Origin of the sequence: Paracraurococcus ruber (genome assembly GCF_004353985.1) — a bacterium.
In the GTDB taxonomy this organism is placed as follows: domain Bacteria; phylum Pseudomonadota; class Alphaproteobacteria; order Acetobacterales; family Acetobacteraceae; genus Paracraurococcus; species Paracraurococcus ruber.
Genome location: NZ_SMOA01000153.1, coordinates 1 through 13,743, shown reverse-complemented (window position 1 = coordinate 13,743; position 13,743 = coordinate 1). Strand labels below are relative to the sequence as shown.

14 protein-coding genes and 1 pseudogene are annotated in these 13,743 nt (G+C 73.9%); 10 read left to right on the top strand and 5 right to left on the bottom strand.

The genetic code is table 11. The annotated features are described in order from the left end of the window. Together E2C05_RS33240 and aqpZ are read left to right on the top strand one after the other, a co-directional pair. Positions 1-732 (top strand): annotated as a pseudogene (locus E2C05_RS33240) (hypothetical protein); the annotation flags it as partial. A 235-nt stretch (positions 733-967) separates the two neighbouring features. Further along, the gene (aqpZ, locus tag E2C05_RS21385) at positions 968-1,678 is read left to right on the top strand and encodes an aquaporin Z (protein WP_133221682.1); all 711 of its coding nucleotides are present in this window, start codon (positions 968-970) and stop codon (positions 1,676-1,678) included. A gap of 131 nt (positions 1,679-1,809) precedes the next feature. On the opposite strand, the gene E2C05_RS21380 is transcribed toward aqpZ, so the two are convergent. The 5 genes from E2C05_RS21380 to E2C05_RS21360 form a co-directional block, all read right to left on the bottom strand. Next, positions 1,810-2,040 carry an AbrB/MazE/SpoVT family DNA-binding domain-containing protein gene (locus tag E2C05_RS21380; protein WP_133221681.1) on the bottom strand — a complete coding sequence of 77 codons (231 nt, stop codon included), beginning with the start codon at positions 2,038-2,040 and terminating at the stop codon, positions 1,810-1,812. Positions 2,041-2,165: 125 nt separating this feature from the next. After that, entirely contained in the window at positions 2,166-3,995 is a 1,830-nt protein-coding gene (gene typA / locus E2C05_RS21375; protein WP_133221680.1) for a translational GTPase TypA, read from the bottom strand. Between the two features lie 341 nt (positions 3,996-4,336). Continuing rightward, positions 4,337-4,639, bottom strand: coding sequence for a hypothetical protein (locus tag E2C05_RS21370; protein WP_205082939.1), 303 nt, complete (start codon positions 4,637-4,639; stop codon positions 4,337-4,339). A 328-nt stretch (positions 4,640-4,967) separates the two neighbouring features. Continuing rightward, positions 4,968-5,303 carry a hypothetical protein gene (locus E2C05_RS21365; protein WP_133221678.1) on the bottom strand — a complete coding sequence of 112 codons (336 nt, stop codon included), beginning with the start codon at positions 5,301-5,303 and terminating at the stop codon, positions 4,968-4,970. A gap of 113 nt (positions 5,304-5,416) precedes the next feature. Beyond that, a complete protein-coding gene (locus E2C05_RS21360) occupies positions 5,417-6,433 on the bottom strand; it encodes an adenosine kinase (protein ID WP_133221677.1) in 1,017 nt (338 codons plus the stop codon). 221 nt (positions 6,434-6,654) lie between these two features. Between E2C05_RS21360 and E2C05_RS21355 the strand changes: the two genes are divergently transcribed. The 8 genes from E2C05_RS21355 to E2C05_RS21320 form a co-directional block, all read left to right on the top strand. Further along, entirely contained in the window at positions 6,655-7,305 is a 651-nt protein-coding gene (locus E2C05_RS21355) for an EI24 domain-containing protein (RefSeq protein ID WP_133221676.1), read from the top strand. A 287-nt stretch (positions 7,306-7,592) separates the two neighbouring features. Then, on the top strand, positions 7,593-8,126 hold the full coding sequence (locus tag E2C05_RS21350) for a bactofilin family protein (RefSeq protein ID WP_133221675.1): 534 nt from the start codon (positions 7,593-7,595) through the stop codon (positions 8,124-8,126). 121 nt (positions 8,127-8,247) lie between these two features. Further along, on the top strand, positions 8,248-8,778 hold the full coding sequence (locus tag E2C05_RS21345; protein WP_192912500.1) for a hypothetical protein: 531 nt from the start codon (positions 8,248-8,250) through the stop codon (positions 8,776-8,778). Positions 8,779-9,055: 277 nt separating this feature from the next. Beyond that, a complete protein-coding gene (locus E2C05_RS21340) occupies positions 9,056-9,967 on the top strand; it encodes an AEC family transporter (protein WP_133221674.1) in 912 nt (303 codons plus the stop codon). Between the two features lie 52 nt (positions 9,968-10,019). Further along, the gene (locus E2C05_RS21335; RefSeq protein ID WP_133221673.1) at positions 10,020-10,991 is read left to right on the top strand and encodes a Bug family tripartite tricarboxylate transporter substrate binding protein; all 972 of its coding nucleotides are present in this window, start codon (positions 10,020-10,022) and stop codon (positions 10,989-10,991) included. A 95-nt stretch (positions 10,992-11,086) separates the two neighbouring features. Then, positions 11,087-12,121, top strand: a complete 1,035-nt coding sequence (locus tag E2C05_RS21330) for an SAM-dependent methyltransferase (RefSeq protein ID WP_133221672.1) — start codon at positions 11,087-11,089, stop codon at positions 12,119-12,121. Between the two features lie 339 nt (positions 12,122-12,460). Beyond that, a complete protein-coding gene (locus tag E2C05_RS21325) occupies positions 12,461-13,330 on the top strand; it encodes a 2OG-Fe(II) oxygenase (protein WP_133221671.1) in 870 nt (289 codons plus the stop codon). A gap of 10 nt (positions 13,331-13,340) precedes the next feature. Beyond that, positions 13,341-13,743 (top strand): hypothetical protein (locus tag E2C05_RS21320; protein WP_205082936.1); only part of this gene is annotated, 403 nt, incomplete at its 3' end.

Genomic DNA, 13,743 nt, shown 5'->3' with positions numbered 1-13,743 from the left:
GCCGCGCTGGTCGCCGCGGGCGCCGAGCCGGCCGGCACGGAACCGCCGGCCGCCGCGCCCGCCACCCCGCGCAAGCTGCGCTTCTGGCAGCCCTGGCGCGGCCGGGCCGCGCAGGCCACGGAGCCGCCCGCAGCCGCGCCGCAAGAACCGGAGCCCACGCCCATGGCCGGGCCGGATGCGCCGCCCGCCATCCCCGCCGCGGTCGCACCGGCCGAAGGCGATGGCGCCTCCATGTTCGCCTCCCTGCTGCAGACCCCGGCGCCGGCCAGCGAGATGGCGCCGGAACCGGCGGAGGCGCCCGCCGAGCCTGCCGCCCCGGCAGCGACGATCGAGGCCAGCCCCGCGCCGCTGCCCGCCGAGGCGATGCCGATGCCGGCGGGCGCCATCGAGGAATCCGCTCCGCTGCCCCCGCCCGTCGCCGAGGATGCGATGCCGGACGCCATGGCCGCGGACCCGCCCATCCCTGAGGACATGGCGCCCGACAGCCCGCCGCCCGCCGGCGACGAAGCCAGGATCGAGGCGACGGTGACCACCGAACTGGGGCCCGGCATGCGCCTGCGCCTGCAGCACCTGGGCTATGGGACGGTCGAAACACTGGCCGCCGCCAGTCCGGCCGCCTTGCGCGCGGCGCTGGGCGACATCAGCAAGATCCTGAATGTCGAGGCCTGGATCGAGGAGGCGCAGCGGGAAGTGGCCGCTGCCGCGGCGGAGCCGCCGCGCCAGGTCGCCTGATCGCGGCGCCCCGGGCCACGGCGCCGGGGCCCGGGACATCGCCGCCGCGGCAAATCGATTCCGCCCCGGCGGCCGCAGCATCTCCGACGAAAGTCGAAGGTTGCCGCGCAATCTCACATGTCGCCAAGCTTTGATGGACGGGAAGGGCGGCTTCGGGCCGCTTCCATTGCACGGCATTTGCTTTCAGGAGAGCCTTGGTTCCCCGTAACCGATTCCAGTTCGGGAGGAACCATTGATGTCGCGAAAGCTCACCGCCGAGTTCATCGGCACGCTGTGGCTGGTGCTTGGCGGCTGCGGCAGTGCCGTGCTGGCCGCCGCCTTCCCGCAGGTCGGCATCGGCCTGCTCGGCGTGTCCTTCGCCTTCGGCCTGACCGTGCTCACCATGGCCTACACCATCGGCCATGTGTCGGGCTGCCACCTCAACCCAGCCGTCACGCTCGGCCTGGTCGCGGCCGGCAAGTTCAATGCGTCGGAAGCGCCGGGCTACATCGTCGCGCAGGTGCTCGGCGCCATCGCCGCCGGCGCCATCCTCTTCCTCATCGCCAGCGGCAAGCCGGGCTTCGAGATCGGCGGCTTCGCCTCGAACGGCTTCGGCGACCTCTCGCCCGGGAAATACGGCCTGATGGCCGCCTTCCTCTGCGAAGTGGTGATGACCGCCTTTTTCCTGGTGGTGATCTGCGGCGCCACTTCCGCCCGCGCACCGGCCGGCTTCGCGCCGATCGCCATCGGGCTGTGCCTGACGCTGATCCACCTGGTCAGCATCCCCGTCACCAACACCAGCGTGAACCCGGCGCGCAGCACCGGCGTCGCGATCTTCGCCGGCGGCGACTACATCGCGCAGCTCTGGCTGTTCTGGGTGGCGCCGATCCTCGGCGCGGTGCTGGGCGGTGTCGTCCACAAGGTGCTGGAAGGCGACGCCGCCCTGGCCCCTGCCCCGGCGGAGTGAATGGCGCCCGGCCGGCCTCCGCCGGCCGGCCCCCCTCGCCAGGGCCGCAGCCCTGGCGCCCCGCGACAACAGCGCGTCGCGGATCACCACGGGCGGCCGGGCGTCCTCTCGCCCCGCCGCCGTTGCCTGCCCTATTCCTTCGTATCCGCCAGCCGGCGCTGCAAGGCTATCCGGGCGCCGCGCAGGCGCCGCAGCAGGGCGGGCGGGGTGATGGCGTGCAGCTCCTCGCCTTCCGCTTTCAGCAGCACCTGGCTGCCCGGCACCATGCCGAGTTGCGTGCGCAAGGTCTTTGGCAGGGTGATGCGCCCCTTGGCATCCACCCGCGCCCGCAGCAGGCGCGGGGCATTCCGCAGCATCGTCATCCGTTCCGAATCCGGCAGGATGCCGCCACTCTCGCGGCTCCCGACCCCGGACGCAACAAAACCCACCCTCGGGGCGCCCCGAAGGGCGGGACGCCGTCGGCAGGCATGGCCCGCAGAGGGGCGGCTTATGCCGCCTCGCTCTCCGCCCGGCGCGCATGCTTCTTGCGCTCATGCGGGTCGAGGTAGCGCTTGCGCAGCCGGATGGCCGCCGGCGTCACCTCCACCAGCTCGTCATCCTCGATATAGGCGATGGCCTGCTCCAGGCTCATCCGCCGCGGCGGGATCAGCAGCAAAGCCTCGTCCTTGCCGGCGGCGCGGATGTTGGTGAGCTTCTTCTCCTTGATCGGGTTCACGTCCAGGTCGTTGTCCCGACTGTGCTCGCCGAGGATCATGCCGACATAGACCTTCACGCCCGGGTCGACGAAGAGCGTCCCGCGCTCCTGCAGGTAGAACAGCGCGTACTGGATCGCCTCGCCGTCGGAGTTCGAGATCAGGCTGCCGTTGCGCCGCCCCTCGATCGGCCCGACCCAGGGCCGGTAGCCGAGGAAGAGCCGGTTCATCATGCCGGTGCCGCGCGTGTCGGTCATGAACTCGCCGTGGTAGCCGATCAGGCCACGCGACGGGATGTGGAAGGTCAGCCGCACCTTGCCGCCGCCGGAGGGCCGCATGTCCTGCATCTGGCCCTTGCGGATCGACATCTTCTCGACGACCACGCCGGAATAGCCCTCATCGACGTCGATGAGGCATTCCTCGAAGGGCTCCTCGCGCTCGCCGGTCTCGGGGTTGTCGCGCATCAGAACGCGCGGCCGGCCGATGGTCAGCTCGAAGCCCTCGCGCCGCATCTGCTCGATCAGCACGCCCAGCTGCAGTTCGCCGCGGCCGGCGACCTCGAAGCTGTCGGCCTCCTGGCTGTCGGTCACCTTGATGGCGACGTTGCCCTCGGTCTCTTTGTAGAGCCGGTCGCGGATCTGCCGCGACGTCACCTTCTTGCCCTCGCGGCCGCCGAGCGGGCCGTCATTGATGCGGAAGGTCATGGCCAGGGTCGGCGGATCGACCGGGATGGCGTGCAGCGGCTCCGCCACCTCGGGCGCCGCGATGGTGTCGGGGATGGTGGCGTCGGACAGGCCGGCGATGGCGATGATGTCGCCCGCCTGCACCTCCTCGACCGGCACGCGGTCGAGGCCGGAGAAGGTCATCAGCTTGGTCAGCCGCCCGCTCTCGACCACGGTGCCGTCCTGCCGCAGCACGCGCACCGGCATGTTCACCCGCGCGGTACCCTGCTCGACCCGGCCGGTCAGGATGCGGCCGAGGAAATTGTCGGCCTCGAGAATCGAGGCGTTCATCGCGAAGGGCTTGTCGAGCTCGACCTTCGGCGCCGGGACATGGCTGAGGATAAGGTCGAAGAGCGGCGCGAGGTCCTTGCGCGGCCCGTCCAGCGCCAGGTCCGCCCAGCCCTGCCGGCCGGAGGCGAACAGGGTGTGGAAGTCCAGCTGCTCGTCGGTCGCGCCCAGGGCGGCGAACAGGTCGAAGACCTCGTTGTGGACCTCGTCCGGGCGGGCGTCCTGACGGTCCACCTTGTTGATGACGACGATCGGCTTCAGGCCGCGCGCCAGCGCCTTGGTCAGCACGAACTTGGTCTGCGGCAGCGGGCCCTCAGCCGCGTCGCAGAGCACGATGGCGCCGTCCACCATGGACAGGATGCGCTCCACCTCGCCGCCGAAATCGGCGTGGCCGGGGGTGTCCACGATGTTGATCTTCACGCCCTTCCACTCGACCGCGGTGGATTTGGCGAGGATGGTGATGCCGCGCTCCCGCTCCAGGTCGTTGCGGTCCAGCGCGCGTTCGGCCACATGCTGATTGGCGCGGAAGGCACCGGCCTGCTTCAGCAGGTTGTCGACCAGCGTCGTCTTGCCGTGGTCGACATGCGCGATGATCGCGACGTTGCGGATATCCATGGGGGTAGGTCCCTTGCGGCCGCAACGCACGGCGCCGCTCGGCCCGGTCACCAAGGGAAACCGGGGCGGGCGACGAAGCAGGGCGGCATGTTGTGGCGCTCAGATAGGCTGCTGCGCCCGGAAATGCGAGCCTTGATTGCCGCGGGGCTGCCGGGACCGTGGCGCGGGGCGCCGGCAATCGCCGCCAGGCCGGCGGCGGCATGACCCGGACTGGCAGGCATCCGGGCGTTGGCGCGCCCCGGACCCATGCCCCGGACCATCGACGCGCCCGGTCATCGGGGTCGCGCCGCGAAACATGCCGGGGGCGGCAGCGCGGGCAGCGCCGCCGCCATCCGGACGGCTCAGCGCCGGTTCAGGCGATCGCCCGGCATCACCGCGGTGCCGCCGGGGGCGGTCTCCATGGCGCCCGGGACGGCGCTGGGGTCGGGCGCGCCGCGGCCCTGCGTCGGGGCCAGGGTGGTCGCCGCGCCCTGCGCCGGCTGCAGGCTGCGGCCCTGCATGTTCTGCGGGGTGCTGCCGAGATTGCCCGCCGCCGGCGAACCGGGGGTGGCGGCATTCAGCCCGCCGCTCTGGCTGCTGTCGCTGCTGCCGCCCCCGCCGCCACCCGACTGCGCCAGCGCCGGCAGGGCGACAGGCATGGCCATTACCGCGCCGCCGATGACGGCCGCGGCGAGAATCGATCTACGCATCTGTCTGGGTTCCTCGTTCCGCCATCACGGACGGCCGGCCGGCGCTTGCGGCCCCGGTGGCCGGACCCGGCCTCGCCAGGAGCGGGCATGGGTCCGGTGGTTCTAACCTGTCAGGAACATGCCGGTTCCGCGCCCATCTGCGCGACGACCTGCGACCTCCGGCGGGGTGGCAGGTCGGGTCGGCGACGCACCGGCGATCGCCTGCGCAGCGACCGCGGGGCGGCGGACCGGTGGGCCGCGAGGCCGCGGCCGATCCGCCGCCGGGCAGTCCCGGCCCGCGGTCCTAGCGGCGGGTGCCGCTGTCCCCCGGCATCACCGCGGTGCCGCCCGGCGCGGTCTGTCGGGCGCCCGGCGAGGCGCTCGGGTCCGGGCCGCCGCGGCCGCCCGACGGGGCCAGGGACGTAGCGGATCCCTGCGCCGGCTGCTGGCTGCGGCCCTGCATGTTCTGCGGCGTGCTGCCGAGATTGCCGGCCGCCGGCGAACCGGGGGTGGCGGCGCTGATCCCGCCGGTCGCACTGCCGTCGCTGCTGCCGCCCCCGCCACCGCCGGACTGCGCCAGGGCAGGCAGCGACAACAGCGTCGCGCCAAGCGCGACACCGGCGATTCCAAGCTTCCGCATCTGGGTTCTCCCGCTCCGTCGAGCGCGGCGGGCACGGCCGACCCCCGATGGGGCGGCTGCGGCCCTTGCCGGATCGCGCGGCGGGCGAAGGACCCGCGGCGTTCGGCCCGCTGTCAGCCCAACACGGTGGAGACCGGGCGGTTTCCCGCGCTGGCCAGGATCATCCCCTGCAGATCGCCCTGCGGGCGTGCGCCGACATGGGAAATCACCTCCGCCGCCGCGACGGAGCCCCAGCGGCCGCATTCCGGCAGCGGCAGGCCGCGCGTGTAGGCGGCCAGGAAGCCGGCGGCATAGGCGTCGCCGGCGCCCGTCGTGTCCTCCACCTTGGTGGCCACCGCGGCAACCTCGTGCCGTGCCTCGCCCTGCAGGATGACGCTGCCCGCGGCGCTGCGCGTCAGCGCCGCCAGCGCCACCTCGCCGCGCACCTGCGCCGCCGCTGCCTCGAAATCCTCGGTCTCATACAAGGAGAGGATCTCGCTCTCATTGGCGAAGAGGATGTCCACCTCCTCCCGCACCAGGGCGCGGAAGGCCTCCCGGTGGCGGCCGACGCAGAAGGCATCGGAGAGGGAGAGCGCGACCTGCCGGCCATGCTTGTGGGCGATGCGCGCCGCCTCGCGGAACGCGGCCTGGGCGGCCGGCGGGTCGAACAGGTAGCCTTCCATGTACACGACCTTGGCGCGCGCCACCTCCTCCTCGGGCACGTCGGCCGCGGAGAATTCCACGCAGGCGCCGAGATAGGTGTTCATGGTGCGTTGCGCGTCGGGCGTGACCAGGATCAGGCAGCGCGCGGTGGGCGCGCCGCCCTGCAGCGGCGCGGTCGGGAAATGCACGCCCACCGCCCGGATGTCATGGGCGAAGACGCGGCCGAGTTGGTCGTCCGCGACCTTGCCGAGGAAGCCGACCTTCGCCCCCAGCATGGCGGCGACGGCGCAGGTATTGCCGGCCGAGCCGCCGGAACTCTCGATGCCGGGCCCCATGGCCGCGTAGAGCGCCTCCGCCTCCTCCGGCCCGATCAGCCGCATGGCGCCCTTGGCGAGCCCCTTGGCGTCGAGGAACCCGTCCTCGGCGCGGGCCAGCACATCCACGATGGCATTGCCGATGCCGAGGATGTCGAGGCTGGGGTCGGGCATGCGCGGGGACCTTCCGGGCTGGCCCGCGTTGCGGGCGGAACGGGCTGGGCCGGCCCGTGGGCGGGGCCGGACCGGTCCCGCGCCGCGGGCGGGCCCGGGGTGGCCGGCGTTGCCGCCGGGCGGCGGACCGGATACCCCCGGCGCCCGCGCGCGTCCACCGCCCGGATAGTCCAGGGGGCAGGCCCGGCGGCCTGCCGCCCGCAGCCCGACCGGATTCCCGCATGCTCGCAGCCATCACCCTCACCGTCCGCCAGTTGCCCGATCCGGCCTTCCTGGCGCCACTGGCCAAGAGCCTGCTGGGGGCCGCGCTGGTCTTCGCCGCCCTGGCCGGGCTGGCCGCCTGGGGCACCGGCTGGCTGGCCGGAGGCACCGGCTGGCTGGCGCAGCTGGCCGCCGCGGCGGGCGGGCTGCTGACCCTCGGCCTGGCGTATTGGCTGTTCATCCCGGCGATGCTGGCGATCTCCGGCCTCTTCCTCGACCCCGTGGCGGCGGCGGTCGAGCGGCGCTTCTATCCGTCCCTGCCGCCGGCCCGCGGTGCCGGGCTTGGGGCGCAGGCGCGCTACAACCTCGCGCTCGGCGCCAAGGTGGCGGGCGTGTCGCTGCTCGCCCTGCCGCTCGCCCTGCTGGCGCCGCCCTTCGGCGCGCTGGCCTTCTGGCTGATCTCCACCGTCGCTCTCGGCCACGGCCTGTTCGAGGGCGTGGCGCAGCGGCGCATGTCGGTGGCCGATTCGCGCGCGCTGCGGCGGCGGCGGCAATGGCCGGTGCTGACGCTCGGCGCGCTGCTCGCGGCGCTTGCCTTGGTTCCGGTTGTTAACCTTCTGGTTCCCATTATCGGCACGGCCGCGATGACTCATCTGCTGCATCGCGAGTGAAGCGGAATATCCGCTGGAATCCTCTCGCGAACGCGATCCCGCCGTTGTACCGGCGCGAGCGCGCATGCTAGCCGGATGGCATTGCGCGACACGCCGCGTGGGACCGCCCGACGCATTGTCCGCCGAACCGCCGTGAGAAGGGGGGCAAGATGGCCATCTTCGGCCGCAAACGTGACGAGGCTCCGGCCATGCCGGCCGCGGAGCCGGCGCCGGCCGCCAGCCCGGCGGCGCGCGACTCCGATATCGGCGTACCGCCGTTCCGCCCAGCTTCCAAGGACACGCCCAATATGACCCTGGCCCCGAAGCCGTCCGCCGCCCCCGCCGCGCCGACCGTCGGCGTGCGCCCCGCCCCCATGGCCGGCCAGGCCGGCGCGCCGATGGGCGTGCCCGCCCGCCCCGCAGCGCGTGCCGAGGCGACGGAGCGCCGCACCCTGGTCGTCGGCCGCGGCATCAGCCTGCAGGGCACCGTCGCCGATGCCGAGCGGCTCGTGGTCGAAGGCACGGTCGAGAGCCAGATGATCCAGGCGAGCGAACTCTTCGTCGCCCAGGCCGGCGTCTTCAAGGGCGAGATGCAGGTCGAGGATGCGGAGATCGCCGGCCTGTTCGACGGCACCATTACCGCCCGCAACAGCCTGGTCATCCGCGCCAGCGGCAAGGTCACCGGCGTCGCGCGCTGCCGCAAGCTGTCGGTGGAGGAAGGCGGCCAGGTCTCCGGCCGGATGGAGATGCTCACCGACGCGCAGGCGGCGGCGACGATCGCGCCGCGCCCGGTCGCGGCCGCGCTGGGCGACCTCTCGGCCCCTGCCCCGGCCGACGCCTGAGGCCCTGCCCGCCGCCATCGCGGCGGCGGGCCCCCACGCAGCCCGGACGCGACACCGACCTCAACCCTGGGCGCCGGCCCCGCAGGACCGGGGCGCCGCCCGCAGCGGAGACCGCGCGGCCATGGCGCCCCGCCTCCGGTTGCCGATCCTCCTCCTCACCGCCGGCTGCGCCGCGCCGGAAGACCGCGGCCTGCGCGCCTGGCAGGACGCGGTGGAGAGCGGCCGCGCCAGCATCGCCGCCGCGGCGGCGGGCCTCCCGGCCACGGCGCCGGCACCGGCCGGCCCGCTCGATGCCGGCCCGCGCGGCATCACCCGCATCGACCTGCGCACCCCGCCCCCTGGCCCCGCCCCGGCCAGCGCCCGGCACCTGCTGGGGCTGGGGCCGGAGGCGCTGCGGCGGTCGCTGGGGGAGCCCAATCTCCGCCGCCGGGAGGGCGGGGCCGAGGTCTGGCTCTATGCCGGGGACGGCTGCGCCCTCGACCTGGTCCTCTATCCCGCCGGCACGGCGCTGCGGGTGGCGCATGCCGAGGCGCGGGCGAACGGCACCGAAGCCCGCACCGAGGCCGCCTGCCTGCAGGACATCGCCGCGGCCGCCGGCCCCAGGCCGCTGCCACCCACCGCCGAGACGGCCCGCGCGAAGCCGGGCGCCTGATCGACCCGCAGGCCGATGGCAGGCGCGGTCCGGCCCCCGCCGCGGATCGCGGGGCGTGAGGCCACTCCACGAACATATGCCCGGGGCGATCCAGGCGGTCGGATGACCCGGCGGGCCGGGCTGGCGCGGACGCCGGCGGGGGCATGGCCCGCGGCAGGCATCCGGGTGGCGGCTGCCCTGCCCGCCGCCCTCGGACGTCGCGCCGCCGGCAGGGCGCGGGGGCTGGACGGGCCGGCGCAAAACCCCGCAACTGCGCGGGCAACGCTGGCCGGACTCCGTGACCCTCTATCTCGACGTCTTCGCGCCGCCCTTCGGCCTGCTGCTGCTGGGCGCGCTGCTGCGCCGCCTGCTGCTCCGCGACGACGCCATCTGGGCGGGCATCGAACGGCTGGTCTTCTGGGTACTGATGCCCGCCCTGCTGTGCTCGGCCATCGCGGCGGTGGACCTCCGGACCCTGCCGATCGGCGGCATGGCCACCGGCATCTGGCTGGCGCTGCTCGGCGGCGGCGCGCTCAGCCTGCTGCTGGCGCGGCTGGCCGGGCTGGACCATCCCGCCACCACCTCGGTCTTCCAGGGCGGCATCCGCTTCAACAACCTGATGGGCTTCGCCATCACCGGCGCGCTGTTCGGCGCCGCCGGCACCGCCCTCGGCGCCGTCGCCACCGGGCTGATCGTGCCCTTCGTGCAAACCCTCACCTCGCTGGTCTTCGCTTCCGGCGGCGGGCGGGGCTTCTCGGCCGGGCGGGCGGCGCGGCAATTGCTGCTGAACCCGCTGCTGCTCGCCTGCCTGGCCGGCTTCGCCATCTCCCTGCTCGGCGGGCTGCCGCCCGGGATCGCGCCGCTGATGCGCACCACCGGCCAGGCCTCGGTCGCGCTCGGCCTGCTCTGCGTCGGCGCCGCCCTGTCGCCCGGGGCGCTGCGCGGCCGGCTGCCGCTGCAGCTGGCGACCTGCGTCATCAAGCTGGTGCTGGTGCCGGCGCTGACCCTGCTGCTGGGCCGGGCGCTCGGCCTCGACCCGCTACCACTGGCGGTCGCGCTGGTCTTCATGGCGCTGCCGACCGCCACGACCAGCTATGTGATGGCGCGGGCGATGGGCGGCGACGCGCCGCTGATGGCCGCGCTGACCACGCTGGAACACCTGCTCTCGGTCGTCACCCTGCCGCTCTGGATCCTGCTGCTGGGGCCGTGACGACCGTTGCCGCTTGGCCTTAGATGCGGGCGACAGCGAACAGGGGGCTGCGATGCCGGATCGGCGCGGTGTGCTGGCGGGGTTGGGGGCGGCGGCGCTGGCGGGCGCGGCCGGGGCGCGGGCGCAGGGCTTCCCGGACCGCCCGCTGCGCTGGATCGTCGGCTATCCCCCCGGCGGCGCCAGCGACACCTTCGCCCGGCTGATCGGCAGCCATATCGGCACCCGGCTCGGCCAGAATGTCGTGGTCGAGAACCGGCCCGGCGGCGGCGCGGTGGTGGCGACCGAGGCGGTGGTCCGCAGCGCGCCGGACGGCTACACCCTGCTGCACGTCGACAACGGCATCCTGGTCTACAACCCGGCGCTTTACAGCCGGCTGTCCTACGACCCCGACCGCGACCTGCAGGGGGTCGGCTTCATCGGCCGCTTCCCGCTGTTCATCGTGGTCCGCCCGGACGATCCGGTGCGCGACTTCGCCGATTTCGTCGCGCGGTCGAAGGCGAAGGCGCCGAATTACGGGTCCCCCGCCGTCGCGTCGCCGCACCACCTGGCGATGGAGATGGTCAAGCGCCGCACGGGCCTGGAGGCCACGCATGTGCCCTATCGCGGCGGCCCGGCGGCGATGCAGGACCTGCTGGCGGGCAACGTGGACAGCGTGGTGATCGACTGCGCCACCGGCATCCCCTTCATCGCCTCCGGCCGGGTCAAGACGCTCTGCGTCTTCTCGGAAGCCCGCAGCCCGCGCGCACCCGACGTGCCGACCCTGCGCGAGCTGGGCCATGCCAATGCCGTCGCCTATGGCTGGCAGGGGATGAGCGTGCCGGCGGCCGTGCCGGCCCCCGTGGTGGCGCGGCTGTCGGAGGCGCTGAAGGCCGGCACCGCGGCCGACGACGTGCAGGACCGCTTCCGGCAGCTGGGCATCGAGGCGGCGCCCTGGAGCCCGGCCGAGTTCCAGGATTTCGTCCGGCGCGAGAATGCCGAATGGCGGCCGCTGATCCGCGACCTCGGCATCCGCCTCGACAGCTGAGGCGCCGCCGGGGCGGGCCGCGCCCGGCGGCGGTTTCCTGGCGCCGGGACCTCCCGCTCATTGAGTCGTGATGGCCGTTGGGGCACACCCGGCCGATGCCCCTCGGCCCGCTCCGCTCGCTCATCCGCCGTCCGCGCCGTGCGGTCCTGCCGCAGCCGGCGACCTGGCTGCGGCAGCAGGCGCGGGAGGCGGCGCTGCTGCGCTGGAGCGTGAAGGTGCTGGCCGCCGACCTGGTGCAGCGCCACTACGCCGCCGGGCTGGCGGGGCCGGCGGTGCCTTTGCCGGAGGCGCCGCAGCAGGCCGGCCTGTCCAGCCGGAGCTGCCGGCAGGCGGATATCGAATCGCCCTGGCTGCGGCACTGGTGCCGGGCGTTGGGCGCCTTCCCCTTCTACCATCGCAAGCTCTGGGAAGCCGGTTTCATCCTGCAGGTGCTGTGGGAGCAGGGGATGCTGCAGCCCGGGCGCCGGGCGCTGGGCTTCGCGGTGGGCCGGGAACCGCTGCCGGCCTGCCTCGCCAGCCGCGGCGTGGCGGTGCTGGCGACCGATCTCGATGCCAGGGATTCGCGGGCGCGGGACTGGATCGCCACCGGGCAGCACGGCACGGGCACCGACCCGTTGTTCCGCCCGCATCTGTCGGACCGCGCCGCCTTCGACGCGCTGGTGCGCTTCCGCGCCGCCGACATGGCGGCGCTGCCGGCAGACCTGCAGGACGGCAGCCGCGACATCGTCTGGTCGGCCTGCGCCATGGAGCATCTCGGCTCGCTCGAGCGCGGCATGGCCTTCGTCGAGGCGGCGATGCGCTGCCTGCGGCCCGGCGGCATCGCCGTGCACACCACGGAGCTGAACCTGGACGGGTCGGGCAGGACGCTGGCGCGGGGCGGCACGGTGCTGTTCCAGCAGCGGCACCTGGAGGCGCTGGCGGCGCGCCTGGCGGCGCAGGGCCATCGCATGCTGCCGCTCGACCTCGCGCATGCGCCGCAGATCATGGACCAGTATGTCGACCTGCCGCCCTTCGAGGATGGCCGCGTGCCGCTCGGCCCGCTCTCGCCGCCGCATCTGCGGCTCTCCGTCGGCGGACATCCCGCGACCTCGGTCGGAATCGTGGTGATGGCGGGGCAACCACCGCCGTAACCTTTTCATAATCCCCCGGCATTAAGCTTTTTCCATTCCTAACGGGATTCCGGGGCCTGCCGGCGATGCTGAATCGAGTGTTCACCCGCCTCCGTCACTGGCTGCTGTACCGGCCGGAACGGCGCTACATGCGGGGCGGCTGAGGCGCGGGGCCTGCGGCGCGGGCCGGACCGCCCCGCCGCCCGCGGTCGCCGCGGCCATGGCCCGTGGTCACCGCGCGGCGCCGCCGGCATCACATCGCGGACTGTTCCGCCCGACCTCAATCGAGCGTGTCCGCTCCCCTCCGCCAAGCGGTGCTAGAGCAGCGCCATCGCTTCTGCGAATGAGGGGACACGCAACATGGGTGCTGTGGCTGCGACCATGCCGGGAGCGGCGGCCCTGGAAACCCGGCCGGCCGCGGATTTCGATGCGGCCGTCGCGCGGATGGTGCCCTTCGCGCGCCTCGCCGCCGACCGCGCCGCGCTGCGCGACCGCTATCTGGCCGGCCAGCCCTACCACAACCTGGTGCTGGACAGCGTGTTCGAGGACGCGGTGCTCGACCGCATCGCCGCCGAATTCCCGAAGGAGACGCCGCGCGACTGGATCGGCTACGACACGCGCGACGAGATCAAGCGCACCTCGCGCGGGCTGATCGGCGTGCCGCCCTATGCCCAGGCCTTCCTGTGGCAGCTCTGCTCCGAGCCCTTCCTCGAGATCCTGCGCGACGTCACCGGCATCGAGGACCTGGTCGCCGACCCGATCTTCCATGGCGGCGGCCTGCACGAGACCTTCCGCGGCGGCTGGCTGAACATCCATGCCGACTGGACGCAGCACCCGCACCTGCCGCTGGTCCGCCGGCTGAACCTGATCGTCTACCTGAACCGGGACTGGGACGAAGCCTGGGGCGGCGGGCTCGAGCTGTGGGGCGACAAGGAGGGCACGGCGAAGACGGTCATCGCGCCGCATTTCAACCGCGCCGCGCTGTTCCCCACCACGGCGGAGACGCTGCACGGCTTCCCCGACCCGATGACCTGCCCGCAGGGACGGTCGCGCAAGTCGGTCTCGGTCTTCTACTGGGCGCCGGACCGCGACGCGATCGATCGCGGCGCGCCGATCACCTTCCTGCCGGGCAAGAAGCTGACCCGCACCAAGGCATTCGTCCGTTCGCTGGTGCCGCCCATCGCCTTCCAGATGCGCGACATGGCCAGCCGCATCCTGAAGAAGGCCTGAGCGGCCGGGCATGCGGGCGCTGGCGACGCTGCGGCGGCGGATCGGGGACTGGCCGCCGCTGACGCGCGACGCCGGCGCCGCCGCGCTGGTGCTCGCCGGCCTGGGCTGCGCCCAGGCGATGATCCTGCTGCATGTGCCGGTGGAGGCGCTGCTTGCCGGCCCCGCCGTGTTCGCCGCCTGGCGCCTGTTCGGCGGGCGCAGCGCGCTGTTCGGGGCGCTGGTGACGGCCGCGGCCGTCGCCGTCGCGCTGGACCCCGCGGCGCGCGTCGCGGTGTGGCGCCTGCCGGTGATCACCACCGTGGCGCTGGCGCTCGGCTTCCTCGCGGTCGCCTTCGCGGTGGCGGCCCTGGCCGCCGGCGCCGCCGCCCGCGCCCGCGCCGCCCTGCGCGAGCGGCGGGCCAAGGCGCTGGTCG